The sequence below is a fragment of the Halobellus inordinatus genome (assembly GCF_024464655.1).
Classification (GTDB): domain Archaea; phylum Halobacteriota; class Halobacteria; order Halobacteriales; family Haloferacaceae; genus Haloquadratum; species Haloquadratum inordinatus.
The window spans coordinates 42,391-67,228 of record NZ_JANHAV010000005.1 but is presented as its reverse complement, the minus strand read 5'-3'; the positions used below and the strand labels follow the sequence as shown (position 1 = coordinate 67,228).

At 66.8% G+C, this 24,838-nt stretch carries 28 protein-coding genes; 17 read left to right on the top strand and 11 right to left on the bottom strand.

Annotated elements, in window-relative coordinates; all coding sequences use genetic code 11:
- Positions 1-65 precede the first annotated feature (65 nt).
- Genes NO347_RS10595 through NO347_RS10580 form a run of 4 tightly spaced genes read left to right on the top strand, consistent with a single transcriptional unit; the run spans position 66 to position 4,012 of the window.
- On the top strand, positions 66-1,004 hold the full coding sequence (locus NO347_RS10595) for a branched-chain amino acid ABC transporter permease (RefSeq protein ID WP_256289734.1): 939 nt from the start codon (positions 66-68) through the stop codon (positions 1,002-1,004).
- Positions 1,001-2,341, top strand: a complete 1,341-nt coding sequence (locus tag NO347_RS10590; RefSeq protein WP_256289569.1) for a branched-chain amino acid ABC transporter permease — start codon at positions 1,001-1,003, stop codon at positions 2,339-2,341. The genes NO347_RS10595 and NO347_RS10590 overlap by 4 nt, the downstream gene beginning before the upstream one ends.
- On the top strand, positions 2,334-3,233 hold the full coding sequence (locus tag NO347_RS10585; protein ID WP_256289568.1) for an ABC transporter ATP-binding protein: 900 nt from the start codon (positions 2,334-2,336) through the stop codon (positions 3,231-3,233). Before NO347_RS10590 ends, NO347_RS10585 begins: the two co-directional genes overlap by 8 nt.
- On the top strand, positions 3,230-4,012 hold the full coding sequence (locus NO347_RS10580; protein WP_256289567.1) for an ABC transporter ATP-binding protein: 783 nt from the start codon (positions 3,230-3,232) through the stop codon (positions 4,010-4,012). The genes NO347_RS10585 and NO347_RS10580 overlap by 4 nt, the downstream gene beginning before the upstream one ends.
- Positions 4,013-4,168: 156 nt before the next feature.
- Here NO347_RS10580 and NO347_RS10575 read toward each other — a convergent pair whose 3' ends face one another.
- A complete protein-coding gene (locus NO347_RS10575; RefSeq protein WP_256289566.1) occupies positions 4,169-5,554 on the bottom strand; it encodes an ABC transporter substrate-binding protein in 1,386 nt (461 codons plus the stop codon).
- Positions 5,555-5,848: 294 nt separating this feature from the next.
- Between NO347_RS10575 and udk the strand changes: the two genes are divergently transcribed.
- Both udk and NO347_RS10565 read left to right on the top strand, forming a co-directional pair.
- Positions 5,849-6,541: a uridine kinase gene (udk, locus tag NO347_RS10570; protein WP_256289565.1), complete on the top strand. Its 693-nt coding sequence runs from the start codon at positions 5,849-5,851 to the stop codon at positions 6,539-6,541.
- Between the two features lie 427 nt (positions 6,542-6,968).
- Positions 6,969-7,997, top strand: a complete 1,029-nt coding sequence (locus NO347_RS10565; RefSeq protein WP_256289564.1) for an AIR synthase family protein — start codon at positions 6,969-6,971, stop codon at positions 7,995-7,997.
- A 14-nt stretch (positions 7,998-8,011) separates the two neighbouring features.
- On the opposite strand, the gene NO347_RS10560 is transcribed toward NO347_RS10565, so the two are convergent.
- On the bottom strand, positions 8,012-8,506 hold the full coding sequence (locus tag NO347_RS10560) for a DUF309 domain-containing protein (RefSeq protein WP_256289563.1): 495 nt from the start codon (positions 8,504-8,506) through the stop codon (positions 8,012-8,014).
- 61 nt (positions 8,507-8,567) lie between these two features.
- On the opposite strand from NO347_RS10560, the gene NO347_RS10555 reads away from it, so the two are divergent.
- On the top strand, positions 8,568-9,386 hold the full coding sequence (locus tag NO347_RS10555) for a M14 family metallopeptidase (RefSeq protein WP_256289562.1): 819 nt from the start codon (positions 8,568-8,570) through the stop codon (positions 9,384-9,386).
- A 55-nt stretch (positions 9,387-9,441) separates the two neighbouring features.
- Here the strand turns inward: NO347_RS10555 and NO347_RS10550 are convergent, their stop codons facing one another.
- From NO347_RS10550 to NO347_RS10520, 7 genes are all read right to left on the bottom strand, one after another.
- Positions 9,442-9,891: a UPF0179 family protein gene (locus NO347_RS10550; protein WP_256289561.1), complete on the bottom strand. Its 450-nt coding sequence runs from the start codon at positions 9,889-9,891 to the stop codon at positions 9,442-9,444.
- Positions 9,892-10,170: 279 nt separating this feature from the next.
- Complete coding sequence (locus NO347_RS10545; RefSeq protein WP_256289560.1) at positions 10,171-11,220, bottom strand: dipeptide epimerase; 1,050 nt, start codon at positions 11,218-11,220, stop codon at positions 10,171-10,173.
- A gap of 3 nt (positions 11,221-11,223) precedes the next feature.
- A complete protein-coding gene (locus NO347_RS10540; protein WP_256289559.1) occupies positions 11,224-12,276 on the bottom strand; it encodes an N-acetyltransferase DgcN family protein in 1,053 nt (350 codons plus the stop codon).
- Positions 12,277-12,487: 211 nt separating this feature from the next.
- Positions 12,488-13,417, bottom strand: coding sequence for a Vms1/Ankzf1 family peptidyl-tRNA hydrolase (locus NO347_RS10535; protein ID WP_256289558.1), 930 nt, complete (start codon positions 13,415-13,417; stop codon positions 12,488-12,490).
- Between the two features lie 159 nt (positions 13,418-13,576).
- Entirely contained in the window at positions 13,577-13,927 is a 351-nt protein-coding gene (locus NO347_RS10530) for a DUF5802 family protein (protein WP_121569268.1), read from the bottom strand.
- Positions 13,928-14,035: 108 nt separating this feature from the next.
- Positions 14,036-14,335 carry a DUF7977 family protein gene (locus NO347_RS10525; RefSeq protein ID WP_256289557.1) on the bottom strand — a complete coding sequence of 100 codons (300 nt, stop codon included), beginning with the start codon at positions 14,333-14,335 and terminating at the stop codon, positions 14,036-14,038.
- Complete coding sequence (locus NO347_RS10520) at positions 14,325-15,380, bottom strand: zinc-binding dehydrogenase (protein ID WP_256289556.1); 1,056 nt, start codon at positions 15,378-15,380, stop codon at positions 14,325-14,327. The genes NO347_RS10525 and NO347_RS10520 overlap by 11 nt, the downstream gene beginning before the upstream one ends.
- A gap of 141 nt (positions 15,381-15,521) precedes the next feature.
- On the opposite strand from NO347_RS10520, the gene dnaJ reads away from it, so the two are divergent.
- The 7 genes from dnaJ to NO347_RS10485 all read left to right on the top strand — a co-directional run bounded on the left by dnaJ (position 15,522) and on the right by NO347_RS10485 (position 19,799).
- A complete protein-coding gene (gene dnaJ, locus NO347_RS10515; RefSeq protein WP_256289555.1) occupies positions 15,522-16,697 on the top strand; it encodes a molecular chaperone DnaJ in 1,176 nt (391 codons plus the stop codon).
- 434 nt (positions 16,698-17,131) lie between these two features.
- Positions 17,132-17,449, top strand: coding sequence for a cupin domain-containing protein (locus NO347_RS10510; RefSeq protein ID WP_256289554.1), 318 nt, complete (start codon positions 17,132-17,134; stop codon positions 17,447-17,449).
- A 55-nt stretch (positions 17,450-17,504) separates the two neighbouring features.
- Positions 17,505-18,308 (top strand): acetyl-CoA synthetase, encoded by an 804-nt coding sequence (locus NO347_RS10505; RefSeq protein WP_256289553.1) that lies wholly within the window; start codon positions 17,505-17,507, stop codon positions 18,306-18,308.
- 42 nt (positions 18,309-18,350) lie between these two features.
- A complete protein-coding gene (locus NO347_RS10500) occupies positions 18,351-18,569 on the top strand; it encodes a hypothetical protein (RefSeq protein WP_256289552.1) in 219 nt (72 codons plus the stop codon).
- A 63-nt stretch (positions 18,570-18,632) separates the two neighbouring features.
- Positions 18,633-18,818 (top strand): DUF8015 family protein, encoded by a 186-nt coding sequence (locus tag NO347_RS10495; RefSeq protein ID WP_256289551.1) that lies wholly within the window; start codon positions 18,633-18,635, stop codon positions 18,816-18,818.
- 45 nt (positions 18,819-18,863) lie between these two features.
- Positions 18,864-19,310, top strand: a complete 447-nt coding sequence (locus NO347_RS10490; protein WP_256289550.1) for a DUF2240 family protein — start codon at positions 18,864-18,866, stop codon at positions 19,308-19,310.
- Between the two features lie 78 nt (positions 19,311-19,388).
- Entirely contained in the window at positions 19,389-19,799 is a 411-nt protein-coding gene (locus NO347_RS10485; RefSeq protein WP_256289549.1) for a DUF7993 family protein, read from the top strand.
- A 24-nt stretch (positions 19,800-19,823) separates the two neighbouring features.
- Here the strand turns inward: NO347_RS10485 and NO347_RS10480 are convergent, their stop codons facing one another.
- Positions 19,824-20,483, bottom strand: a complete 660-nt coding sequence (locus tag NO347_RS10480) for an HAD family hydrolase (protein WP_256289548.1) — start codon at positions 20,481-20,483, stop codon at positions 19,824-19,826.
- Positions 20,484-20,568: 85 nt separating this feature from the next.
- Between NO347_RS10480 and NO347_RS10475 the strand changes: the two genes are divergently transcribed.
- The gene (locus NO347_RS10475; RefSeq protein WP_256289547.1) at positions 20,569-21,855 is read left to right on the top strand and encodes a DNA double-strand break repair nuclease NurA; all 1,287 of its coding nucleotides are present in this window, start codon (positions 20,569-20,571) and stop codon (positions 21,853-21,855) included.
- Between the two features lie 47 nt (positions 21,856-21,902).
- On the opposite strand, the gene NO347_RS10470 is transcribed toward NO347_RS10475, so the two are convergent.
- Positions 21,903-22,250, bottom strand: coding sequence for a DUF7113 family protein (locus tag NO347_RS10470; protein ID WP_121569257.1), 348 nt, complete (start codon positions 22,248-22,250; stop codon positions 21,903-21,905).
- 137 nt (positions 22,251-22,387) lie between these two features.
- On the opposite strand from NO347_RS10470, the gene NO347_RS10465 reads away from it, so the two are divergent.
- Both NO347_RS10465 and NO347_RS10460 read left to right on the top strand, forming a co-directional pair.
- Positions 22,388-24,322, top strand: coding sequence for an ATP-binding protein (locus NO347_RS10465; protein WP_256289546.1), 1,935 nt, complete (start codon positions 22,388-22,390; stop codon positions 24,320-24,322).
- Positions 24,323-24,389: 67 nt separating this feature from the next.
- Positions 24,390-24,833 (top strand): universal stress protein, encoded by a 444-nt coding sequence (locus NO347_RS10460; protein ID WP_256289545.1) that lies wholly within the window; start codon positions 24,390-24,392, stop codon positions 24,831-24,833.
- Positions 24,834-24,838: the final 5 nt, after the last annotated feature.

Sequence of the window (24,838 nt, the reverse complement as noted above, 5' to 3'; positions counted from 1 at the left end):
TCTCCGGTCTCGCGACCGGACAGACGTCGTTCAGCAGCGTCGGCTCGCTCGTCTGGGACGGGCTGATGCGCGGGCTGGTGATCGGTCTCGCGGGCATCGGGCTCTCTATGACGTACAGTATTCTGAACTTCGCGAACTTCGCGCACGGTGATTTCATCACCGCGGGCGCGTTCTCCGGGTGGGCGACGACGTACCTCGTCGCCGGCCTCGGTCGGGCCGACGTGGGGGCGCTGTTGCTCGTCGGCGCGGGCGGATCCGTCTTCGGCGGGACGCTCGGCATCGGCGTCACCGGGACGCCGCTGGCCGTCGCCGCCGGCGCGCTCGTCGCCGGTGTCGCCACCGTCGTCCTCGCGCTGGGCATCGATCGGCTCGTCTTCAAGCCCATCCGCGACGAGGACGGCATCACGCTTCTCATCACGAGCGTCGGCGTCGCGTTCGCGCTGCGGTATCTGATGCAGTTCGTCTTCGGATCGAGCGTCCGCGGCACGACGTCACAGCCGCCGTCGATCTCGCTGTACTTCGTCGACGGGGCCGTCCGAATCAACGCCCACGACATCGCAGTCGTCGTCGTCGCCGGGGGGCTGATGCTCGCCGTGCACCTGCTCTTGCAGATGACGAAACTCGGGAAGGCGATGCGGGCGATGGCGGACAACGAGGATCTCGCCCAGATCACGGGGATCCCGACCGAGCGCGTCGTGCGCTCGGTGTGGGTCATCGGCGGCGGCCTCACCGGCGTCGCCGGCTATATGTTCATCCTCTGGAAGGGCACACTCGGCTTCAACGACGGGTGGCTCCTCTTGCTCCTCATCTTCGCCGCGGTCATCCTCGGCGGCATCGGCTCGATCTACGGCGCTATCGTCGGCGGCCTCGCGATCGGGCTGACAGCGTCGGTGTCGGTCATCTGGATCCCGTCGGCGTTCGCCCGCGCGGCGGCCTTCGCGGTGATGATCGTCCTGCTGCTCGTGAAACCTGAGGGCATCTTCTCCGGGAGGTCGACAGCATGAGCGTCCGCGACGACGTCTCCGCGCGCTTACCGGGTGGCGACGCCGGGCTCATCGTGGCTGTTCTCCTGGTTATCTACGCCGCGTACGTCCTGATCGGCGTCGGCCTCGGTTACTCGCTGCGCGGCCAACTCAACACCATCGCGGTCCTCACGTTCTACATCGGCGTCTTCGCGATGCTCGCGCTCGCGCTCAACCTCCACTGGGGGTACACCGGGCTGTTCAACATCGGTATCGTCGGCTTCATGGCCGTCGGTATCTACGTGATGGCGCTGGTCTCGAAACCGCTCTATGAATCTGGCGGCGCGGCGCAGGTCGGTGGGCTCGGACTGCCGCTCGTCGTCGGCATCATCGCCGGGATGGTCGCGGCGGCGCTTCTCGGGCTGGTGATCGCGCTCCCGGCACTCCGGTTGCGAGCGGACTACCTGGCTATCGTGACGATCGCGATGTCCGAAATCGTCCGTTTCTCGTTCCTCTCGGGCGAACTCCAGCAGTTCCAACTGCTCGGCGAGCGCGTCGGCTTCGGCGGCGGATCGGGGCTCATCCTCGATTTCACCGACCCGCTGGAGGCGTTCTTCGGATTCTTCGGCCTCTGGGACGCGTATCTGGGCTTCGTCGACTCGTTCGAGGTGCTCGTTCCCAACAACCCGAAACCCGTCGTCGACGGCCTCGTCTACGGCGTGGTGCTGCTCTTCTTCGTCGCGGCGTTCTACTGGCTGCTCAAGCGCACAGGCGAATCGCCGTTCGGCCGCGTCCTCAAGGCCATCCGTGAAGACGAGGACGTTGCGAACTCGCTCGGGAAGAACACGAACCGGTTCAAAATTAAGGCGTTTATGCTGGGCTGTGCGCTGATGGGCCTGGCGGGCATCCTCTGGCTGATGACGAGCGGTGCCGTCACGCCGAACTTCTTCCGGCCGCGGATCACGTTCTTCGTATGGATCGCGCTGATCATCGGCGGCGCGGGGTCGAACACGGGAAGTGTTCTCGGCGGCGCGGTCTTCGCCGCGCTGCTCTATCAGGGGCCGCGGTACCTGAAGAACCTCGTCGACACCGTCCTGCCGAACGCGGACGCGCCGTCGGGATTCGGTCCGGCAATCGCGCCGCTCATCTCGAATTTCGACCCGGCACCGCTGTTCTTCTACACGATCGACAGCATCCGACAACTCCAACTCGTGTTCATGGGACTCGTGCTCATCTGGCTGATGCACAACCGACCGGAAGGAATGCTCGGCTACCGCAAGGAGACGGCCGCCGGCATCCCGCTGACCGCGGCGCGTGCGCGCGGAACAGCGGAGACCGATGGCGGCGAATCCGCTTCCGGAGGTGGTTCCGATGAGTGAGGCGGCCGACGCGGGCGACGGCGACGAACCGGGTGTCGAATCCGGGGCCACGTCAGGCGCCGGCGCTGTCGGCGACGCGCCGACGGAACTGAACCTCGGCTCCGGCGGCCCGAGCGTCAGCGAGGAGTACCCGCTGCAGGTGGACAGTCTGCGGAAGTCCTTCGGTGGGATCACCGCCGTCGACGACGCGTCCTTCCAGGTCGAACGCGGGAGCCTCACCGGACTGATCGGCCCGAACGGCGCCGGGAAGTCGACGACGTTCAACCTCATCACGGGGATGCTCCAGCCGGACTCCGGAACCGTGACGTTCGACGGCGAGGACATCACCGGGGAGAAGGCCCACGCCATCGCGAACAGGGGGCTCGTCCGGACGTTCCAGATCGCCCGCGAACTGCAGGAGATGACGGTGCTCGAGAATATGATGCTGGCACCGAAGTACCAGCGCGGCGAGGCGCTGTGGCGGTCGGTGACGCCGGGGTTCCGCGGCGACGTCATAGAGCAGGAGTCCGAGTTGCTCGACCGCGTCTGGAACGTACTCGAGTTCTTCGAGATCGACCACATCGCCGAGGAGTACGCCGGGAACCTCTCGGGCGGCCAGCGGAAACTCCTGGAGATGGCGCGGGCGCTGCTCACTGACCCGGATATGCTGCTGCTCGATGAGCCGTTCGCCGGCGTCAATCCGTCGCTGGAGCGGCGGCTCCTCGATCACATTCACGAACTCCGCGAGCAGGGGTACACGTTCCTGCTCGTCGAACACGATATGGACCTGATTATGGAGAACTGCGAACGCGTCATCGTCCTCCACCAGGGCCGGGTCCTGACGGAGGGCACGCCCGCAGAGATACAGGCGAACGAAGAGGTCATCGAGGCCTACCTCGGAGGGAACGTATGAGCGCAGACACTACTGGGGGAGCCGACGGCGACGGCGCCGCGGTCTCCCGTGAGACGATTCCGGAGCGCGGAGACCAGTCCTTACTCGAAGTTCGGGATCTCGACGCCGGCTACGGCGATCTCCAGATCCTGACCGACGTCGATATGGACGTGGCCGACGGCGAGTACGTCACCATCGTCGGTCCGAACGGGGCCGGCAAGTCGACGGTGATGAAGTCCGTCTTCGGGCTCACGACCCATATGGGCGGGACCGTGACCTTCGAGGACGAGGACATCACCGGCCTCCGTCCGGAGGAGATCATCCACGAGGGTATCGGTTACGTCCCGCAGAACCACAACGTCTTCGCGTCGCTGACGGTTCGCGAGAACCTGGAGATGGGCGCGTACATCCTCGACGAGGTGCCACAGGACGCCCTCGACGCCGTCTTCGACCGGTTCCCGATCCTCGAAGAGCGGCAGACCCAGAAGGCGGGCACGATGTCCGGCGGCCAACAGCAGATGCTCGCGATGGGCCGCGCGCTGATGCTCGATCCCTCGCTGCTCTTACTCGACGAACCTTCTGCGGGCCTCGCGCCCGACCTCGTCGACGATATGTTCGACCGCATCGACGCGATCAACGACGACGGGACGGCGATCCTGATGGTCGAGCAGAACGCCAAGGAGGCGCTGCGGCGCTGTGACCGCGGCTACGTCCTCGCGAACGGCCAGAATCGGTATATGGACGACGGCGACGTGCTGCTGAACGACGAGCAGGTCCGTCAGGACTTCCTCGGCGGATAATACGGCCGTCGCACCTTCTTTTCGATCCCACGGACTGCAGTAGACAGTGTCCGGTGACGACCTCAGACGACAGCAGACGGTGCCGGGTAGCGATCGCTCGCGGCGCTACTCGGTTGTCGCCGTCGAAAAAATTCGGAATCGATCGAACGGGCCGCTCTAGCTGTCCGGTCCCGACAGCGCCGTCTCGATGACGGAGGAGTACGAGGACTCGCCTTTGTTGAAGGCGACCTTGTGGTAGACCTCGCCGCCGAACTGCTCGGAGAAGACGCTGCTGAAGCGATCCGAGAGCTGCTGGCCGTAGTCGTTGTTGACGTACAGCGTCGAGACGGAACTGACGCCGAGCCGTTCGGACATCACCTGCGCCATCACGCGGCCCTGCAGGAAGTCCGAGGGCGCCGTCCGGAAGATGTAGTCGTCGTCGTCGAGGTTCGACACCGACAGCGCGGTGGACGACGGCGAACAGCCGACGATCTCGTTCGGGATGAACACCTGCTGTGAGACGGGGACGTTGACGCCCGAGGACGCCGACCCGCAGACGCTCGGCACGCCGGCGCTCGCGAGCGTCTCGGCGGCCGAGGTACCGGCGCTCGGCGACGTCTGGGTGTCCTCGATCTGCGCGTTGACCGACAGACCAGCGGGGTTGGCCTCGTTGATCTGCTTCACGGGGATCTGTGCCGCCTGGATCATCGGCTGTCCGACGGAGGCGAGGTCACCGGTCTCGGGGAGCAAGATTCCGACCGACATCTCGCGGTCGCTGCCGCCCGGTCCGCTGTCGGCGGAAGGACCGGCGCCGTCTGGGTTCTCGCCCTCGAAGTTCTGGACTTCGACCTGGCTCGTCCCGCCGTCGGCGAACTCCCAGATGGAGTAGGCTGCGGACGCCGGGTCGCCGTCTTCGTTGAAGTTCGTCGCCGACGACGCGCCCTGATAGTTCACGTCTTCGCCGTTTGCGGCCGCCTCGACGCCCTCGACGAGGTTCTCGGGCGTGACGGTCATCCCGTCCGGGTTCGCGATCCGGCGCATCTGATCGCGGATCGCGGTTCCGTCGTTCGCGCCGGCCGCGGCGTTCGCGAGGAGCTGAATCGCGACGGAGTCGTACGTCTGCGAGGTGAACACGCCGGGCGAGGAGCCGTACTCGTCCTGGAACAGCGTGTTGAACGCCTCCTGGTTCGGCCCGCCAGCGGCCGGGGCCGTCCCGGTGACGTTCGCCATCTCGTTCCCGACCTGGCCCGGCATCGCGCCGTCGCGGAGACCGTCGGGAACGAGAATCTCCTCGCTGCCGTCAGATTGGCTGTAGTAGTCACGGAACAGCTGAACCCCACTTTCGGGGTACCCGATGACGACGAGGCCTTCCGGGCCGCCGCTGCCGCCGCCACCGCCGCCGGTCGTTGTGGTTTCGCCGCCACCGTCTCCGCTTTCGGTACCCCCACCGTCGCCGCCGCTATCTCCGGGGCTTCCAATACAGCCTGCGAGTCCAGTTGCACCGATTGCACCAGCCGCACCGACGCGCTTCATAAAGTCGCGCCGTACGATATCACGTGCCATATCCCTCGGAAGGGGACTCCTCCGTATAAATGTATCCGTTACAATACTGTGCGTTCGGGTATATGCACTATACAATGACAACAGTTCACGTGGTGAGATCCGCCCGTACCCGGTGTCTGCTATTCCCGGCCAGGACGAGCGTGGGGTCGTACTGATCGACTCCTGATGTTTTAGGGAGGCGTGTCAGTGATTGTCCAATCTCGTCCGGGTCGGATTTGTTCACTTGTCCCAAAGACGCACCAGCAGACCTCCAAATCGCCACGCTCAAGCGCTCGGGGACCCGCCCATCAAGAGATGACCATCCCCTCGTTCGTCATCGGGATCGCGGGCGGCACCGGCGCGGGGAAGACGACCGTCGCGCGCCTCATCACCGAGAACGTCGGCGACGACGTCACGCGGATCCCGCTGGACAACTACTACGAGGATCTGAGCCACCTCGACTTCGAGGAGCGTGAGGACGTCAACTACGACCACCCGTCGGCGTTCGAGTGGGAACTGATCCGCGAGCAGGTATCGACGCTCCTGGAAGGACAGCCCATCGAGATGCCGACCTACGACTTCGAGACCCACAACCGGACCGACGATCCCGAGACGGTCGAACCGACGGACGTCATCATCGTCGAGGGGATCTTCGCGCTCTACGACGAGGAGGTCAACGAGATGCTCGATCTCCGCTTGTACGTCGAGACCGACGCCGACGTCCGAATCCTTCGCCGTATCCAACGCGACGTGATCGACCGCGGGCGCGATCTGGAGGGCGTCATCGATCAGTACCTCTCGACGGTCAAGCCGATGCACGAACAGTTCGTCGAGCCCACGAAGCGGCACGCCGACCTCATCGTCCCGGAGGGAGCGAACACGGTTGCAGTGAACCTCCTCGAAGAGAAGATCCGCGCCGAAGCCGGCGGCAGTACACCGCGGGAGTGGGAGCGTGACTCCGTCGAAGAAGCGCTCGTCGACCAGATCTCGGTCGATCCCGACCAGTGACCGCACTCGAAACGCGGCTCCGGCGAGCGAGTGACGTCACGCACTGGCTGCACCACGAAGAGTCGGATCGGGTGCTGGCCGAACTCACGCGGCAGTTTCGCACGGCCCCCTAACTCCGCTCTCCGGTTCCAGCCGGCGATCGCTTCGGTGTCGCAGTTGGCTCCATCGCCGCCCCTCGGACTATATATATCTTAAGAGTACACTTAGCGAGATACTTATACGGACCCGGGAAAAGGTCAGGTGACGCGAGGTCGTCGCGCCGGCGGGATGAGCTCCGTTGGATTCGCGCTCGCGTCCCTTCATGAGCCGGTCGGTCGGGGGGCGACCCCCTGCGGCCGACTGTCGAAACAACGTCGTGAGCGACTGGTCCCCGCTGACGATCGGGCGACAGCGCCACGTTCAAATCGCCCCGGAGAGACCGTCGAATATGGCGGATCTCGGCAAAGTCGATCGCTCGTTCTTCGACGAGTACGTCTTCCCGCATCTCGGTGCCGACCGCGACGACGTGGCGCTCGGTCCGACGCACGGCGTCGACTTCGGCGTGCTAGATCTCGACGGTACGGCCGTCGCTATCGCGACCGATCCCGTCTCCGTCCTTCCGGGCCTCGGATTCGAGCGCGCCGGGCGGTTCGCGCTCGATTTCGTCCTCGCTGACGTCGCCGTCTCCGGACTCGCTCCCTCTCATCTCGCCATCTCGTTCACGCTCCCGCCCGAGTTCGACGACGAGTCGTTCGCGACGCTGTGGGAGTCGATGCACCGAGAGGCCGCGGACCTCGGCGTCTCGATCGTCACCGGCCACACCGCCCGCTACAGCGGCTGTTCGTTTCCGTGGGTCGGCGGCGCGACGGCGCTCGGCGTCGGCGATCACGACGACCTGATCCGCCCGGACGGCGCACGCGTCGGCGACGACGTGCTCGTGACGAAGGGTCCCGGCGTGGAGGCCACGGGGCTCCTCACGTCGCTGTTCCCCGAGCAGTTCGACCTCGACGCGGCGACGCTGGCGGCCGCGCAGTCCCGCCTCGACGACGCGTCCTGCGTCCGCGACGCGATAACGGCGGCCGCGGTGGGCGGCGTCAACGCGATGCACGACGCGACCGAGTGCGGACTCTTCGGCGCGTTCGTCGAGGTCGCAGACGGTGCTGGCGTCCGATTCGATCTCTCCACGGACGAAATCCCCCTTTTGCCGGGCGTCCGCGAGACCGCCGACGCGCTGGGGATCGACCCGTGGAAGGCGACCACCGGCGGGACGCTCGTGCTGACGGTCGATCCCGATCGCACTGCAGACGTCGTCGGCGCGCTGGAGTCAGAGGGAACGCCGGTCGGCGTCGCTGGAACGGTCGAATCGGGGACGGGCGTCGCGGTCGACGGTGCGGAGATTTCACATCCAGACGTCGATCCCTCGTGGGCGGCCTTCGAGGAGTTGGCGCGGGCGAGCGACGTGGAAGACAGCGCGTGACTGCCGTCGTCCGCTTACTCTAGCCGCTCGGCGTACTCGCGGTCCAGTCTATCTGCCGCCGGACGCTCACCGTCGAGTTCGATCCGCCACCCCTCCAGGACTGTCGGGTCGTCGAGTGCGTCGCCCAGCGTCCCTCGGACGTCGTGGACGTTGACGCCGTAGTAGTCGTCGGGGACACCTCGGAGGTACTGCAGCGCGGTACGGAACAGCGAGCGCATTCCGTCGTCGTCCTCGAAATCGAAGTGCTTGTACGCGCCGGCGGCGACCTGAACCATTCCGTGGAGAAACGCGCTTTCGGTCGTCCCCGAACCGTAGTTGTACCACTCCACCTCGAAGCAGTCGTGCGACTCGTGGAAGGCCCCCGAGTTGTAGAGTCGGACCCCGTGGATCGTCGCCCGGCGAAGCGTCCCGTGCTCCCACCCGTTCGACGCGGCCCGCGTCGGATCCCAACCGGTCGGCGTACCGGTCGTCGGCGGCCCCACTGTGTCGTCGCGGGTGTGGTCTGTCACGTTCGCTGCTTCGGTCCCCACAAACAAAGAGATTTGACTCTCCGTCACTTGACGAGAATCAATGCGAATCTACGAACTCGGGGAGGGGACACCCGAGGTCGCCGTCGTCGGATCGGTCCACGGAGACGAACCCTGCGGGGAGCGGGCGATCGAACGCTTCATCGCGTCCGATCCGGACGTCGAGCGGCCGGTAAAGCTCATCGTCGCCAACGAGGAGGCGCTTGCGGCCGACGTCCGCTACCTCGACGAGGACCTCAACCGGACGTTCCCGGGCGATCCGAACGCAACGACGCACGAAGGCCGACTCGCGCACGATCTCGTGCGCGAACTCAGGGGAAAGACTGTCCTCTCGCTGCACTCGACGCAGTCGTACGCCGAGCCGTTCGCACTCGTCGACGAGGTCGGCGCGGTGTCGCGGGCGATCTGTCCGCACCTCCCGATCGAGTACCTCGTCGAGACGGGCTCGTTCGCGGGCGGTCGGCTCATCGATCACGCACACACGATCGAGGTCGAGACCGGGCTACAGGGAACCGAGGAGGCTGCGACGAACGCCTACTGGCTCGTTCGCGCGTTCCTGTCGGCGACGGGTGTGCTGCCCGCGCCGATCGAAGGCGACGTCGAACCGCCGCTGTCGCTACACCGGCGGGAGGAAGACGAAGTGACGGTCTTCCGCCTGCTCGATCAGATTCCGAAGGACCCCGCCGAAGACTACCGAGTCTTCGTCGACAACTTCCAGCGCGTCGCGCCGGGCGACCCCGTCGCCGCCGCCGATGGAGAGTCCTACAGCGCAGACAGCGAGTTCTACCCGGTGCTCCTCTCGGCGTACGGCTACGAGGACGTGTTCGGTTACGCGGCCGATCGGCTCGGCACGCTCGCGTGAGGCGGACATCCGGAGCAACCGGGTGTCGAACGGTGGAGCGAGACGAGTGCTCCGACTACGATTCCGGCGGGGCGAGTTCGACGAGCGTCAGCTCTCGGTCGAGATAACAGAACTCGTGGGGCGGGTCGCCACGGACCTCGTCGATCCGGTACTCCGTCTCGAAGTCCGCACCGTCCGGTACGCAGTACTCGTGGCTCGGACACTCCGTGTGGGGGCACGGGCCGGGGAGCGTCACCTTGCTGCCGGCGTAGGCTCCCTTCGAGGCGACGTTGGCCGTGATCGAGGCTGGCTCGACTTCGACGGCGCGAACGCCGGTATCGTGGACGGCGCAATCGAGGAGTTGTCCGTTCTCGCGAACGTCCGTCACCTCGTAGCGGACGCCCTCGGTGAGGTTCAGACACTGCTGTCGGTAGGGACAGCCCTCGCACGCCGACGACTCGCCCTCGTAGACGAACTCCGTCCCCGGAGACGCGAGCCGGTCGCCGATGAGCGTGACCTGGGACATCTACGTCCGACTATTCGTCGCGCGCGGTTAAGCGTGTGTGTCCGGCGGAACGGAAGCGGCCGAGAGTCGCGACTGTGGTGGGCCGAGTCCAGCGATCGGCCTGACACGACCGCGACGCGTCGCTGTGGGCTGGCGAACAGTCGGCACCGACAACCAATCCCGCGTCGACGTGCCGAACGACCGCGGCCCGACGCGGGACGAACGTCATCTCACACGCCTGCTGGCGTCGGATTGGTATAAGAACCTGCGGAGGCGTCGGCTCGCTCGGCGGGAGTCGGCTCACTCAGTCCGTCGTGCGCCCGTCCCTGTGAGCCCGCGATCCGCGAGCGCGTCGAGACGGATTTCGCTGCCGTCGATCGGCACGCCCGCGTACTCGTCGTCGTCGAGGAGAAGCGCCCCGTCGAGGTCCGCGTAGTCGAGCAGCGGTGCGAGGTGACAGGCGGCCGCGATGGCGGCGTTCGTCTCGATCATACAGCCGAGCATCACCTCCAGTCCGTGCGCGCGAGCGGCGGCGATCATCCGCCGCGCTTCCGGGAGTCCGCCGCACTTCATCAGTTTCAGATTCACGATGTCCGTTCGGTCGGCGACCGCCGGGACGTCCGGGAGCGTCACGCAGGACTCGTCGGCCGCGATCGGGAGCGCGGAACGCTCGTAGACGAACCGCAGGCCCTCGGGATCGCTCGCCGGAACCGGCTGCTCGACGAACTCGACGCCGTAGGAGGCGAGTCGGTCGGTCATCCGGACCGCCTCACGCGGTGTCCACGCCTCGTTCGCGTCGACGCGGATCCGCGCCTCGGGCGCTTCCTCGCGGACGGCGGCGACGATCTCCTCGTCGCGGTCGGTACCGAGTTTTATTTTCAGCACGTCGTAGCCGTCGTCCACGGCGGCCCGCGTCTTCTCGCGCATTCGGTCGGTCTCGTCGAGTCCGATCGTGAACGACGTTTTCGGTGCCTGCTCGGGGTCGAGACCCCACTGTCGGTACAGCGGCACGCCGAGGCGCTTCGCGGCGAGGTCGTGCAGCGCGACGTCGACCGCCGTACGCGCCGCCGGGTTGTCCTCGACGACGCCGCGGAGTTTCCGTTCGATCGCCGCGATCGCGTGCGGGTCGTCGACGGACTCGACGACCGCGAGCAGGTCGGGGAGGACCGCCTCGACGGTTGCGGCCGTCTCCCCGTAGTGGGCTGAGGGTGCGGCGGCACCGACGCCCGTGGTCCCCTCGTCGTCGGTGATTCGGACGACGACGTTCTCCGCGGTGGTCTGGGTGCCGCGCGAGATCGTGAACGCGTCCGCGAGCGGGAGCGTAACGCGCTCGAACTCCGTCGAGAGCATCGGTCACTCCGCTCCGAGGATCGCATCGAGGACCGCGTCGGCGTCGAACCGGACGACGTCGGTCGCCGGCCGACCGAGCTCCTCGGCGTAGGCGTCGACGGCGGCCTGTGCCTCCGCGTCGTCTTCGATGTCAGAGGTGTTCAGCGCGCCCGCGACGACCTCGCCCTCGTGGACGGGTGCGGCGAGGTTCTCGTAGAGGTCGACGTATTCGTCGAGCGAGGGCAGCGAGAACGACTCGTACCCGTGGATCGCCTCGCGACCCGCCGAGTGGCAGAGGACCATCGAGTCGGGCATCGAGCCGTGCAGGATGCCGCAGGTGACCGCGGAGTACGCCGGGTGGACGATGCTTCCTTGGCCTTCGACGAACAGCACGTCGTAGTCGTCGCCGACTTCCAGCAGCATCTCCTCGACGGCGCCCGCGGTGAAGTCCGAGACGACGCGGTCGATGGGGTTGCCCCAGCCGGCGATCATAATGCCCGTCTGGCCCGTCGGGATGAATCCGGCGTCGACGCCGCGCTCGCGGGCGGCCTCGACGAGTTCGAGCGCGACCGTCATCTTCCCGACCGAGCAGTCCGTCCCGACCGTCAGCACGACCTCGGCGTCGATGTCGGCGCTCCGGCCGCCGGCGACGGTCAGGTCCTCTTTCGGCTTGCGCACGTCGCGGAGGGCGACGTCGTGCTCGGCGGCGAGGTCGGCGAACTCCTCGTCTTCGGAGAGGAAGTAGTGGAGGCCGGCGACGACGTCACAGCCTCGTTCGATCGCGGTACGCACGTCGGGCCGCCAAGAGTCGTCGAAGTCGCCGCCGATCGGCGAGATGCCGATCAGGAGCGTGTCCGCCTCGGGCGCGTCAGCCATCGAGGAGACGATCGGCACCTCGGGCAGGTCGCGCCGGTGGTCTGTCGTGACCGTTCCGGCGCGGTCACGGTCGAGGACGGCGACGACGTCGTAATCGGCGTACTTGAGGACGCCCGTGGCCGTCTTCGCCCGCTCGGGGAACTTCTCGTGTGCGAGGACGACGACCCGTTCGGGGTCGTCGCTGTCTGAGCCTGCGGTCATACCTGAATCGAGGCCGACAGCGGTTTTAATCCTCGTGGTTTGGCCACTCTTCATAGATTATCGTCACTGTTCGGAGATTCTCGCCGTACCGTCCGGCGAGAAATCCATAGTAGCGTTTGCAAGTCTTCACGCACCGAATCGCACGCAGTCGTGCGATTGGCTGTGTAATCAGTTGCAAACGCTACTATATGAGGACTTGCGACAATCTCTATCAGAGCAGCGACAGCCGGACCGTCCAGAACTCTCGAACCGCTCGCTGGAGCGCCTCGCCGGGGGCGCCACTGGCGTCGACGGCAGCCGTCCGGTCGGCGAGGTCGGTGAACTGTCCCAGCACCGTCTGTTCGCCGAGTACGACCAGATCGGCATCGTCTGGAAGCTCGATCGAACCGTCGCGCACGTCCGAATCAAGATGCGTCTCGATAGCTTCGCGCGCCCGATCGAGATGGTCGTCGACCTGCTGGTCGCGCCGTCGCTCGAAGCGTGCTTGCGAGAACCCGCCCTTCGAGTGCGATCCCATCACGTCGGACTCGATGTCGTCGACGAGCGTCACGGCGTCGCCGTCGTAGATCCCGAGCGCGAACAGATCCGAGCGCACGAGGGCGACCCACGTCGGTGCGGCGGGAGCGAACCACGACCGATCGAGCCTGAACTCGGAATCCCACGCGGCGAACGGCGCGGGCGGCGTCGGCGGTTCGAGCGCGGCAGCGACGAGGCCGGCGTCGTCGACGCAGACGAGACAGGGCGCGGCGCGACGAACCAGGGCCGCACGCTCGCCGAGCGCGTCCGAAACGGCCTCGGGGACCTCCTCGTCGACCATCGCGGTCAGTGCGCCTTCGGGGGCGGTCTCGAAAGACGCGAGTCGCGAGAGGATCTCGTCCCGGCGCTCGCCGCGGAGGGCCTCGCTACCGCGGAAGTCGACGTCGACCGTCTCGTCGCCCGAGAGCCGCTCGACCCGCTCTTCGAGCCCTTCGATCCGGTCTTCGAGTCGGTTGACTTCCGCCTCGGCCTCCTGTCGCTTCCGGGCCGCCTCCGATCGGCGCTCCTCTTCGGCCTCGGCGCGGCGTTCGAGGTGGCGTTTTTCCTCCTCTAGTTCCTCGATCCGGGCTTTGAGCTCTGCGCGGCCGAGCAACTCGTCGAGCATACCACGACGCGCGACCCCGGGCCACTTATACTGTCGGTTCTCGGAGACGACCCTCGATCGCTCAGATCGGCAGGCGCTCCAGTTCTCGTTCAGACTGCGGGACACACCGGAGCAACGACCAAAAATCAGCGCTGTCGGGGGGTCGCTACCGGCCCGACCTCACGCCACGGCTTCGTCGTCGCCGAAACGATAGCCCGAGTACCGGAGGAGTTCGGCCGCGCGGTCGGGTCGCGCCAGCAACACGTCGCGTTCGGCCGGGAGGTCGGCGTCAGTGACCGATTCGGGGACGGCGAGCGTTCCCGAGGGGACCTCGTCGTCGCCGAGGACCGGGATGTGGCCACGATCGAGTTTCATCACGAGCGGCGCGTCGGTGCGGAAGAGCCCCTCGTCGCCGTAGAGGTGCTCGTTTACCCGCTCGTGATCCGCCCGCTGGATCGCGGGGACGTCCCGATCCGACGGCTCGACGTACAGTCGCCCCAGGTAGTAGCTCGTGGAGAACGTTTCGAACATCTGTGCGAGATGTTCTCACACATACATACTGATAAGTCTTTCTGGAAACCTACAAGTCGAAGCGCATTCAGTGGATATCGTCGAAAAACCGCGTCACTCGCCGGACGTTCACTCGTTTTTCGTCGCGGCGGTCATCGCCCAGACTGCCGTGAGACCCAGCGCGGCCGCGGGAACGAGCGGGAGCACGAGCAACGAAGCGATGTAGGGAATGCCGATCGCAGAGAGGATTCCCGGGCGGATGTAGATGATACCGGGGACGACGAGCGTGCAGACGACGAGGACGCCGACGAGCACCCAACCGCGCATCCCGAAGCCATCGGGCTCCGCCTCGGTGTCGGCCGAGGCTCCGCTGGCTGCCGTCTCCTCGCCACCCGGCCGATGGACGTATCCCTCGTCGTCAGAGCTCACTGTCCGGAATTACGACCACTTTGCCAAAGCCCTCACGGTTCTCGATCATTTCGTGAGCGCGCGCGGACTCGCTCATCGGCAGGGTCGCGCGGATCCGCGGTTCGAGGACACCCTCCCAGACGAGTTCGAGCGCTTCCTCGGCCTGTTCGGGCGTCGCCATCGTCGAGCCGATCACCTCCAGTTGGTTCCAGAAGATCCGGTTCAGCGCGGCGTCCGGATTCGGCCCCGTCGTCGCCCCACAGGTGACGAATCGGCCCCCTTTTCGGAGGCTCTTCAGCGAGTCGTCGTAGGTGGCCTCGCCGATGTGATCGACCACGACGTCGACGCCGCGGCCGTCCGTCAGGTCGTAGACGTCGCGGGCGAAGTCCGACTCCTCGTAGTTGATGCCGTGGTCCGCCCCGCAGTCGGCCGCATACGCGAGTTTCTCCTCGGAGGAGGCGGTCGCGAACACCTCACAGCCGGCGTAGTCGGCGATCTGGACCGCGGCGTGGCCGACGCCGCCGGACGCACCGTGGACCAGCACGCGTTCGCCCGCCCGGAGCTCGGCCCGGTGGATCAGCATCCGCCAGGCGGTCTGGAAAACGAGGGACGCCGACCCGGCAACCTCCCAGTCGACGTGGTCGGGAACCGGAACCAGATTCGCAGCCGGCACCGCGGCGTACTCGGCGTGGACGCCGCGGCTGTGTTCACCGATGATGTGGAAGTCGGGCGCGAGCGTCGGATCGTCCCGCCGCGGGAACTCGGAGCCGCTGCCTTCGGCGTCGTCGCCGGCGACGCCCGCGATGAGAGCGACGTGATCTCCCGGCTCGAAGCGCGTCACGTCCGTGCCGACTTCCGCGACGACGCCGGCCATATCGCTCCCGGGAATGTGCGGGAAGGAGAGATCGATCCCGGGGAGTCCGCGTCGCGTCCAGATGTCGAGGTGGTTCAGCGCGGCGGCTTTCACGTCGACGAGCACCTCGTCGCGGCCGACTTCTGGGTCGGGGAACTCGTCGTATTCGATGACGTCGCGGTCGCCGTGCCCGGTCAGTTGGACGGCTTTCATACCTGCCCTCTCACCCGCGGTGTACAAAAGCCCGGCCACGAGGACCTGCTGTGGTGGTCCGACCAGGATGGCTCGGCCACGGCGTACTCTCTGCGACCCGTTCCGTTGAAGTAGTTCAACCAACTACTGATTCGACAACGAATGAGCGAGGACTTCTACGACGTACTCGGTGTCTCCCGGGACGCCACCGAGGACGAGATCACGCAGGCCTACCGGAAGAAGGCCGCAGAGTATCACCCCGACGTCTCCGAGGAGCCGGACGCCGAGGAGAAGTTCAAGAAGGTCAAGAAGGCCAAAGAGGTCCTCACCGACGACGAGAAGCGCCAGATGTACGACCAACTGGGTCACGAGCGCTTCGAACAGGCTGAAAAGCGCGGGGGCGTCGGCGGCGGCGCGGGCGGTGCCGGCGGTCGCGGCCAAGGCAATCCGTTCGGCGGAATGGGCGGCGGCGGCCAGGGCAACCCCTTCGAGGACATCTTCAGCCAGTTCTTCGGCGGCGGCCGCGGTCAGGGGCAGGGTCGACAGCGCAACCGCCCGCGACAGGGCCAGAACCTCCGCACGCAGGTCACGCTCGACCTCGAGGAGGTCTACGAGGGCGTCGAAAAGCAGTTCACGATCACCCGCCCCGAGACCTGTTCGGAATGTAACGGGCGCGGTCACCCGGAGGATGCCGAGGTGAACACCTGTCCGGAGTGTAACGGCCGCGGCCAGACCACGACCGTCCGCGACACGCCGCTGGGCCGCGTGCAGCAGACGCAGACGTGCCCGCGCTGTGAGGGCTCGGGCGAAACCTACAGCGAGACCTGTTCGACCTGTGGTGGCGACGGCGTCACGCGCGAGGAGGCGACGCTCTCGGTCGACATCCCGGCTGGCATCCGCGACGGCCAGACGCTCCGGATGGAAGGCGAGGGCGCGCCCGGCGAGAACGGCGGTCCGAACGGCGACCTGCTCATCGACGTCGCCGTCCGCGAACACGACGACTTCGAGCGCGAAGGCGACGACCTCTATCACCGCCTTCCGATCTCGTTCCCGAAGGCCGTCTTCGGCGGGACGGTCGAGGTCCCGACCGTGGGCGGCACGACCGACCTCGACGTTCCGGACGGGACCCAGAGCGGCGAGGAGTTCCGGATCCGCGGCGAGGGGATGCCGCATCTCCGGGGTCGGGGCCACGGCGACCTCTACGTGCAGGTGCAGGTCGTGACGCCCGAGGAACTCAACGAAGAGCAGAAAGAGGCACTCGAAGCCTTCGCCGAGGCCGGCGGCGAGGACATCGACGTCAACGAGGGCTTCTTCGAGAAGATCAAGAATTCGTTCTAATCTACCTTTTTCCACGGTGGGTTTCCTCGCGGCGCTTCGCGCCGCTGCGGGAACCCACCGCGCAAAAACCTAGAGGAAAAAGCCGCGAGGCGAGCGCCCGCTCGCCTCGCGGTACTGACACGGGAAGACCGCCTCCGCGCCGCGACCGCTACTGCTCGGCTACTGCGACCGCACCGCTACCGCTCCGTGACCGCCACCGCACCGCCTCCGCTCCGCGACTGTTCTCGCTACTCCTCCTCGTCGTCGACGACGTAGGCCTGAAGTCGTCGACGGTGCCGACCCGCGGCGCGCCGAAGACGAGCCAGACGTGCGTGTTATCGGCCAGAGCGACAACACAATGCCCTAAGCGGGTATGGCTCGGCAGTTGTCCATACTGTCGGCTGGGCTCACCACGGCCCTCACTTTCACGTGTCTCGCGGCCGAACACTCTCTGTATGTCATACACGAAAGCGAGCTACGAAGACGGCGAGGAGAAAGCCCCCAGAATGTACTTCCTCCGCGACGAACTCGACTGTGAGAACCTCGGGTTCACCGTCGTCGACGTCGACGCCGACTGGAGCGGGATGGAACACGACCACGCCGACGGCGGCCACGAGGAAGTGTACTACCTCGTCGACGGCGCGGGCAGCATCACCATCGACGGCGACGACGTGTCGCTTTCCCCCGGCGACGCCGTCCGCGTCGCGCCGGCGTCGAGCCGCCAGCTCCACGCCGACGAATCGAGCACGTTCGTCGTGGCCGGCGCGCCCTGAGTGCCTGCGCGGCGGCGGCCGACGCCGTTTTGCACCCCGGAGACGACCCACAGATATGAACGCCGACTCGGACGCAGACTCCGACGACGACGCCGATGCCGCGTTCCCATCGCCGGGCGTGGATCCCGACATCGTCGGCGACCTCGTCGCTCGCGAGCGCCGGACCTCGGGGCTCGCGCTCCGGGCCGACGAGCCCGGTCGCACGTACAGCTACTACGATTTCATCACGACCTCTTATAAGGCCGGGAACGTCCTCCGCTACCTCGGCGTCCGCGAGGGCGACGAGGTTCTCGTGGTGCCGGAGGCGCTTCCCGAGTCAGTGCTCACGTTCTTCGGCGCGGCCCAGTTGGGTGCAGTGACGCGCTTCGCCGACGACATCGGAGAAACCGTCCCTCGGGCGGTCGTCGCACCCGCAGAGCGCGAGGACGACTTCGACCTGCCGCCGGGCCACCGCCTCGCGGTCTACGGCGATAAGCCGACAGACCCCTCGACGACTCACTGGGAGACCGAGGTCTGGAGCGAGAACCCCGCGGTCCACCCCGCGACGGTCACGCCGGGCGACCCACTGCTCGCGGCTGCCGGCCGGACCTACTCGCACGCGGAGGCGCTCGCCGCTGCGTCGGACACCGTCGCCGACGCCGACCTCCAGCCCGGGACAGAAGTGTTCGTACAGGGGTCGCTCGGGGACCCAGGAGTCGTTGCTGCCGGTCTCCTGGCTCCGATTATGGCGGGAGCGACGATCGTCTTTCCCGACCCATCTGAGACGCCGAAGAGAGCCACCGCTGAGTCGGAAGGCGACGGCGCAAGTGTCGTGACCGGGACCGGACAGCCCGGCGGTTCGGCGCTTTCGTCCGAGTGACCCGACGGAAGACGTATTATCGTTCCGACACGATATGTTCGTATGCTCCTCAGAGCCGCTGCACTCGCGCTCGGTATCGCCGAACTGCTCGCACCCCGTCGAATCACCGATCTCTGGGTGGGTCTCGCTACGAGGGGCGAGGCCGAAGCGAAATCGTGGGTGTACACCGCCGCTCGGATCGAAGGCGCATTGCTCGTCCTGTGGGCGCTGAAGGGCCTCACGTCGGGGGCGTCAGACACAGACACGCCATCGGACTCGTAGCGACGGCGACCGCGCGGGACCACAAGATATTCTTTTGGGATTCTAATTATATCTAATTACAGGATGGTCGACGCCGTTCCGCAGGAGGCTCCGACGCGATTCGACTACGTGCTCGGTGGGATGGGTGTCAGTCTCGCCTGCGGCGGCGTCGTCGGCATCGTCTCGGCGGTCCCGCTCGCCGCCGCGAGCAGCGTGGCGTCCGTGATCGCGACGCTCCTGTTGCTGCTCGGCACGGCCGGTCAGTACTGACCGGAAACCGAGGACTCCTTGTGCGGGCGCGTATCCAGACGTGATATGAGCCTCGAAGTAGCGGTCGCCGTCCCGTTCAAACAACAGGGGACGACGCGACTGGGCGAGGGGGAGTTCGTCGTCGCGCTCTCGTTAGATCGGAGTTGGTTCTCGCCGGATCAGGCAAAGCGGCTCATCGACGTAGCAGCGGGTCGCGGGCTGCTCGCGCGCGAAGACGGCGAGGTCGTCGCGCAGTTCGAGCCCGCGGACGTGGTCGTCCCCGAGGACTACGAGCCCGACCAGTCGATCCTCCGCGAGCAGTCGGCCTTCGAGCGCATCCTCGACGCTCTCGTCGCCGCCGGCTACGACAAACAGGACGTCGTCGCGGAGGTGAACGACCGTCAGCGGCGACTCGGCATCTCGGTCGAGGCCGCGGCGGCGCTGTACGCCCGCGAACAGGACGTCGATGCGGGCGACGCGATCGAGACCGCGAAAGCAGATCTCGGTGAGTAAGCAGATCTCCACGAGTAGTTCGAAAGAACGCTGTCGGCGAACGGAGCCCTCTTTTCGCCACGAGTCGAACGCGCCAGTATGGTCGAGGAGCGACTGACGGACGGGCGTCGCATCGCGCAGTTTCTTGCCTCCGAGGTCACCGGGCACGAGGACGACCTGCGGTCGCTCTCGGTCACGGACGCCGACCCCGACGTCGAGCCGACGCCGGACGGCGCGTTTGCCTACGCAATCGAACGAGAAGATAGTAGCGACAGCGGCGACGGTGACGGCGACAGCACTCGCGTCGCGTCGGTGTTCGTCCAACCCGAACGCGTTCGCGTGGAGTTCGAAACTGCCGTCGACGCCGTCGCCGACACGGCCCGCGAGGAAGGGCTTCGCGTCCGGCCGAAGGCGGTCGACCCGCCGCGGACGCTCGTGTTCGTCGAGGACGGCGCGCAGGTCAAGTGGTTGCTCCCGGCGCTCCGGGCGGTCGCGTCGTCGTCGGAGTAGGAGCTTCGCTGCGGACGTCGCGTATCAGAGTTCGTCGAGAAGATCCGGCAGCCGCGTCACGAGTTCGTCTCTCTGGAGATGGACGGCCGCGCGCGACGACGGCTCCGGCCCGCCCTCGTAGAGCACCTGGATCGGCGTGAGTCCGGCGTCGGCCGCGCCCGCGATGTCGGCTTCGACGTCGTCGCCGACGTACGCCGTCTCCGCTGCGTCGGTTCCGAGAGCGTCGAGGAGCGCCGCGAAGGCGGCCGTGTCGGGCTTTCCCGCGTCGAGTTCGCCGGTCACCAGCGCGGCGTCGAAGGTGTCGGTCCAGCCCAGGATCCCCAGTTTGTCGCGCTGGGCCACGCGCGGACCGTTCGTGAGAAGGCCGACCCGGTACTCCTCGCGCAGTCGGTCGAGAAACGCCTCGATGCCCGGTACGGGGACGAGCGCATCGGCGATTTCCCGCCGATACGCGCTCGCGACCGCTTCCGGGTCCGTGTCAGTCTCGTGGTCGGCGAGGAGATCCGCGAAGATCGGCGTGCGGGTCTCGCCGGTGAGGTTCCGTGCGTGCGCCTCCAGATACGCCTCGCGAGAGAGCGGCGGTGCACCGGCGATGTCGGCGGCGTCCCCGAGGATCGTCGCCCGATCCCGCGTCGGGACGGCGAGCGTCTCGTCGAGGTCGAACCCCACCGCAGAGATTGTCACAGACGCCGGTAAGTCCCCGAGACGTATTGCCTTTTCTCACGGCGACGACGGGGGCTTTTTCTCGCTCTGTCGCCACGACACGGACGTGACACTCGACCCCGTCCACGTCGACAGCATCGCGGACCTCGCGGCGTACCTCGCACGCCACGTGGACGACGCAGACCACGTCGACGTCGCGGCGCGGATCTGGGAGGGCTTTCTCGATCCCCTCTACGGTCCCAACGGGCGCGTCGTCGTCGAACCAGTAGACGAAAAGCGACTGCGCGCCGTCGACGCCGAAGACGTCGCGCTCGCGTCTGCTCCGTTCGAGACGGTCCACGGCCTCGATTCGGGGACAATCAACCCCACGACGTTCAAGAACGGACTCGTCGTCGACCTCGCACAGGCCGCGATGGCGTCGGTCCCCTCGGATCTGGAGCTTCACCGCCACCGGAGTATGGTCGCGGCGGCCCACGTCAACGACGATACGGTCCCGCTGGACGAACCCTGGCGGAAAGTCGACGAGGGGTACTGCCGGTGGCGCGTGATGCAGGTCCCGAAGGTCAACCGCTACGCCGAGGGGATCGTCCACGCGCTCGCGCTCTACCTCGCTGAGAGTTCCCACGCGCTGGAACACGCCGAGACCGTCTCCGACCTCCTGATCCTCGACGGCCCGCTGTACCCCGTCGAACTGCTCAACTGGCGCGAGCGCGACGCCGAACTCAGAGCCCTCTCAGAGGAACTGAAACCGCGTTCGGTCGTCGAGAACTACGTCCGGCTGGTCGAGTCGTTCGTCGAACGCGACGTGCCGATCTGCGGCTTCGTCAAGAATCCGGCCTCGAAGCGGATCGTCGGCACGCTCCGGGAGGGCGACCGAGAGATCGACGTCCCGTGGACCGACGACGCCGCGTTCTTCACCAAACTACTCGAACGGCGCGACGACGACACGTCGGTTCCCGGGCGGGAGGGGACTCGCGGCCCCGAGGGCCGCCGGACGGACGAACTGACGTTCACGAACTGGTTCGTCTCTCGCGGCGGCGTCGACGCCACCGTCGCGGCGGACGGCGACGCGTACGGAGTCGAGCGGAAACTCGACCCACAGCTCTACGAGACGTGTTTCTTCGTCGTCTACGAGCCCCAGACTGACGTGCTCTACCGCGTCGAGACGCCCTACGCGTTCGCCCGCGACGATGACATCCGCGAGGCGATCATCCGGCAGATTCTCGGCGACGTCGCGGCCCGTCGCGGCCCGCCGGAGGCGGTCGCGAAAGCCGACGAACTCGCCCGTATCAGCGCCAGAGAGAAGTCCTCGCTCAGACGAAAGTTCTCGGAGACGCTCGACAGCGACGAGGTCAAGCGCTACGACGAGGTTCGGTGGGGCGATCTGGAGTAGCAGAAAAAAGCGGAACGTCGGGACCGAACGTAGTGACTCGGGGCCGACTACGGGTGTTCAGCGCCCGGTTCTTCTTTGATGACTTCGATCTCGACGTCGGACTCGGCCACGCCGACGCGGGCGAACTGCGTCCGGACGTGGTCTTTGGCCGCCTCGATCGCCCGCTCGCGCGTCTCGAAGCCGCGGGGCATCGGCGACTCGAACGCGACGTTGATCGTCTCGCCGTCGATGGTCGTCTCCGAGCCGCCGCTTTCGACCTCGTAGAACTCGTCGCAGACCCAGACGTACGGCGCGTCCTCGTCGGGCGCTCCCTTGTAGGAAGGGGCGCGCTCGCCGCGCTCGAAGATAGTCCCGGTCAGGTTGGTCCCGCCGGCGTGGCCGCGTATGAGAAGCATACCAGACCTTCGGTCCCGGCGGGGAAAAGGGGCCCGACAGACGAACCAGTGACCGTCGACCGGGGGGACGCGCTTCCGACCGACGTTCGCCCGGCGGGCGAGGTGTTTTAATCGTCGCCGGCGCAGTCACGAGACATATGGTGGATCTCGGCGACTTCGAGCCCGGTTCGGGCGAGAGCGCTTCCGGGCAAGCGGATAGCAACCGATCGACCGCGGGGGACGCCGCGCCGTCGACGAGCGAGGAGACGGACGCGGAAGCGACGTCGGCGGATCGCACGCCGTCGAGCGCGGCCGGGTCAGACGATTCAACTGGCGACGTCGCGTTCGAGCGCTACGACGCCGCTCCTGCGGGTCAGGACCGCGGAATCGGGGCCATCGCGGTCTCTCAAGGCCTCCGCGTCGCCGAGGACGGCGACGACACGTCGCTGCGAGCGTACGTGACGACCGGGAACCGCGACACTGTCCGACTCGGAAAGTACCTCCTCGTTCCCTATCCGGACGACGAACTGCTGTTCTCTCGTATTACGGCCCTGGAGTACGCCCAGGAGTTCCAGACCGACGACGCCACCGAAATCCACGCGCGGCGGGCGATGCGCCGCGACGAGTTCGAGGAACGCGACTACAAATTCGTCGCCTCGTTGGACCCGCTCGCGGTCCTGTTCGAAGACGAGAGCGACGGCGAGAGCGAGGCTGGCGGGAGCGAGGCCGGCGAGAGCGACGGCGACCTCAAACGCCGGATAGTCGACCGCGTGCCGAAGCCGGGCGCCGTCGTCGCCGAGGCGACCGATCCCGACCAGATCAAGACGGGGCTGAAAATCCCCGGCGACGGCATCTTCCTCGGCCATCTCTCGGTGGGGGGCGAGAAGGTGCGGACCGCGGCACAGCCGCCGACGATCGACTACCGGCTCAGAGACGACTACGACCACGGAGACCCCCTCGTCTTCAGACACACGCTGGTCGCCGGCGGCACCGGCTCCGGGAAGACGCACGCCACGAAGAACGTTCTGCGCCAACTGCTCGCCGAGGACCGGACCTACGAGATGGACGACGGCCGGTCCGCCCGGCTCGCGGTCGTCCAGTTCGACCCCCAGGACGAGTACGCGCAGATGCACGACGACAACCCCGCGATGGACGACGCGACCGCCCGGCGCTACGAGCGCGAGGGCATCGTCCACGGCGGCCACGACGACACGCTGGCGCTCGTCCCGAAAGAGGACGGCGTCCCCTACGGCGGCGACAACCACCGCGCAGAGCAGTTGGAGTTCACGATCCCGTTCTCGATGGCGCGCGACCGCCCCTGGCTCGTCGCGGGCAGCAGCCTCAACGAGAATCAGTACCCCGCGCTCAAACACCTCCTCGAACGGTTCTTCCGCGAGTACGGAAACAGCGGCACGTACGCGGAGTTCCTGACGTTCCTCGACGACCCCGCCCTGCGCGAGCAGCTCGACGAGTCCGGCCGGGTTCACGAATCGACGTTCGACGCGGTCAAGCGTCGCGTTCACGGCGTGCCGAACGGCGTCTTCGATCAGTCCGCGCGGCCGATCACCGAGTTGGATCACCAGCTCGTCCGCCCCGGCGGACTGACGGTCGTCCCGACGTATCACCTCTCGACCAGCCGCGCGAAGGAACTGTTCGTCCTCGCCGTCTCCAGTATGCTGATCGACGACAAGCTCTCGAACGCGCCGGATTCGAACCGGATCAAAGAGACTCCCCTACTGCTCGGGATGGACGAGGCCCACAACTTCCTCGCCGACGCCGACACCGTCCAGGCGCGGAAGGTGATCTCGAAGTTCACCGAGGCCGCCAAACAGGGTCGCAAAGAGCGGCTCGGCCTGTTCTTGGTCACACAGGACCCACAGGACGTCGCCGAATCCGTATTCAAGCAGATCAACACCAGACTCGTGCTCAACCTCGGCGACGAGGACGCGATCAAGAGCGTCAACATCCCGCCGGAACTCGAAGACAAGGTCCCGTATATGGAGAAGGGACAGGCCGTCGTCTACTCCCCGGACAACTCCGAGCCGGTCGAACTCGTGGGGCTGCCGGTCTGTCTCACCCGCCACGGCGAGTGAGCGCCGGTCGGACTAATCGCGAGCCGCCAGAGGCCGTTTTATATACCCCGGGAATCTACCCGCAGTTATGCCGAGGCACGTGCTCGTCCCCCTCGACGGGTCGCCGCAGTCGCGCCACGCACTCCGCTTCGTCGTCGACGAGTGGAGCGACGCCCACGTGACGTTGCTACACGTCATCAACCCCGTGCAGGCGGGCTACAGCGCCGGCGTCCTCCCCAGCGGCTCCGAGGAGTGGTATCAGGAGGCGAAGGCGGACGCTGGAGAGATTCTCGCGGAGGGACGGGAACTCCTCACGGCGGACGGCGTGGAAGCTGACACGACTGGCGACATCGAGACACAGATCGAGGTCGGCCGTCCGGCGGCAACGATCGTCGAGACGGCGCGCGACCTCGGCGTCGACCACGTCGTCGTCGGGAGTCACGGTCGACGCGGCGTCTCGCGGCTGGTGCTCGGCAGCGTCGCCGAACACGTCGCCCGCCGGTCTCCGGTGCCGGTGACGATCGTCCGCTAGAGAAG

Coding starts and splice junctions, on each gene's coding strand:
- NO347_RS10595 (WP_256289734.1), top strand. CDS start 66: ATGCGCGGGCTGGTGATCGGTCTCGCGGGCATCGGGCTCTCTATGACG.
- NO347_RS10590 (WP_256289569.1), top strand. CDS start 1,001: ATGAGCGTCCGCGACGACGTCTCCGCGCGCTTACCGGGTGGCGACGCC.
- NO347_RS10585 (WP_256289568.1), top strand. CDS start 2,334: ATGAGTGAGGCGGCCGACGCGGGCGACGGCGACGAACCGGGTGTCGAA.
- NO347_RS10580 (WP_256289567.1), top strand. CDS start 3,230: ATGAGCGCAGACACTACTGGGGGAGCCGACGGCGACGGCGCCGCGGTC.
- NO347_RS10575 (WP_256289566.1), bottom strand. CDS start 5,554: ATGGCACGTGATATCGTACGGCGCGACTTTATGAAGCGCGTCGGTGCG.
- udk (WP_256289565.1), top strand. CDS start 5,849: ATGACCATCCCCTCGTTCGTCATCGGGATCGCGGGCGGCACCGGCGCG.
- NO347_RS10565 (WP_256289564.1), top strand. CDS start 6,969: ATGGCGGATCTCGGCAAAGTCGATCGCTCGTTCTTCGACGAGTACGTC.
- NO347_RS10555 (WP_256289562.1), top strand. CDS start 8,568: ATGCGAATCTACGAACTCGGGGAGGGGACACCCGAGGTCGCCGTCGTC.
- NO347_RS10550 (WP_256289561.1), bottom strand. CDS start 9,891: ATGTCCCAGGTCACGCTCATCGGCGACCGGCTCGCGTCTCCGGGGACG.
- NO347_RS10545 (WP_256289560.1), bottom strand. CDS start 11,220: ATGCTCTCGACGGAGTTCGAGCGCGTTACGCTCCCGCTCGCGGACGCG.
- NO347_RS10540 (WP_256289559.1), bottom strand. CDS start 12,276: ATGACCGCAGGCTCAGACAGCGACGACCCCGAACGGGTCGTCGTCCTC.
- NO347_RS10535 (WP_256289558.1), bottom strand. CDS start 13,417: ATGCTCGACGAGTTGCTCGGCCGCGCAGAGCTCAAAGCCCGGATCGAG.
- NO347_RS10530 (WP_121569268.1), bottom strand. CDS start 13,927: ATGTTCGAAACGTTCTCCACGAGCTACTACCTGGGGCGACTGTACGTC.
- NO347_RS10520 (WP_256289556.1), bottom strand. CDS start 15,380: ATGAAAGCCGTCCAACTGACCGGGCACGGCGACCGCGACGTCATCGAA.
- dnaJ (WP_256289555.1), top strand. CDS start 15,522: ATGAGCGAGGACTTCTACGACGTACTCGGTGTCTCCCGGGACGCCACC.
- NO347_RS10510 (WP_256289554.1), top strand. CDS start 17,132: ATGTCATACACGAAAGCGAGCTACGAAGACGGCGAGGAGAAAGCCCCC.
- NO347_RS10505 (WP_256289553.1), top strand. CDS start 17,505: ATGAACGCCGACTCGGACGCAGACTCCGACGACGACGCCGATGCCGCG.
- NO347_RS10500 (WP_256289552.1), top strand. CDS start 18,351: ATGCTCCTCAGAGCCGCTGCACTCGCGCTCGGTATCGCCGAACTGCTC.
- NO347_RS10495 (WP_256289551.1), top strand. CDS start 18,633: ATGGTCGACGCCGTTCCGCAGGAGGCTCCGACGCGATTCGACTACGTG.
- NO347_RS10490 (WP_256289550.1), top strand. CDS start 18,864: ATGAGCCTCGAAGTAGCGGTCGCCGTCCCGTTCAAACAACAGGGGACG.
- NO347_RS10485 (WP_256289549.1), top strand. CDS start 19,389: ATGGTCGAGGAGCGACTGACGGACGGGCGTCGCATCGCGCAGTTTCTT.
- NO347_RS10470 (WP_121569257.1), bottom strand. CDS start 22,250: ATGCTTCTCATACGCGGCCACGCCGGCGGGACCAACCTGACCGGGACT.
- NO347_RS10465 (WP_256289546.1), top strand. CDS start 22,388: ATGGTGGATCTCGGCGACTTCGAGCCCGGTTCGGGCGAGAGCGCTTCC.
- NO347_RS10460 (WP_256289545.1), top strand. CDS start 24,390: ATGCCGAGGCACGTGCTCGTCCCCCTCGACGGGTCGCCGCAGTCGCGC.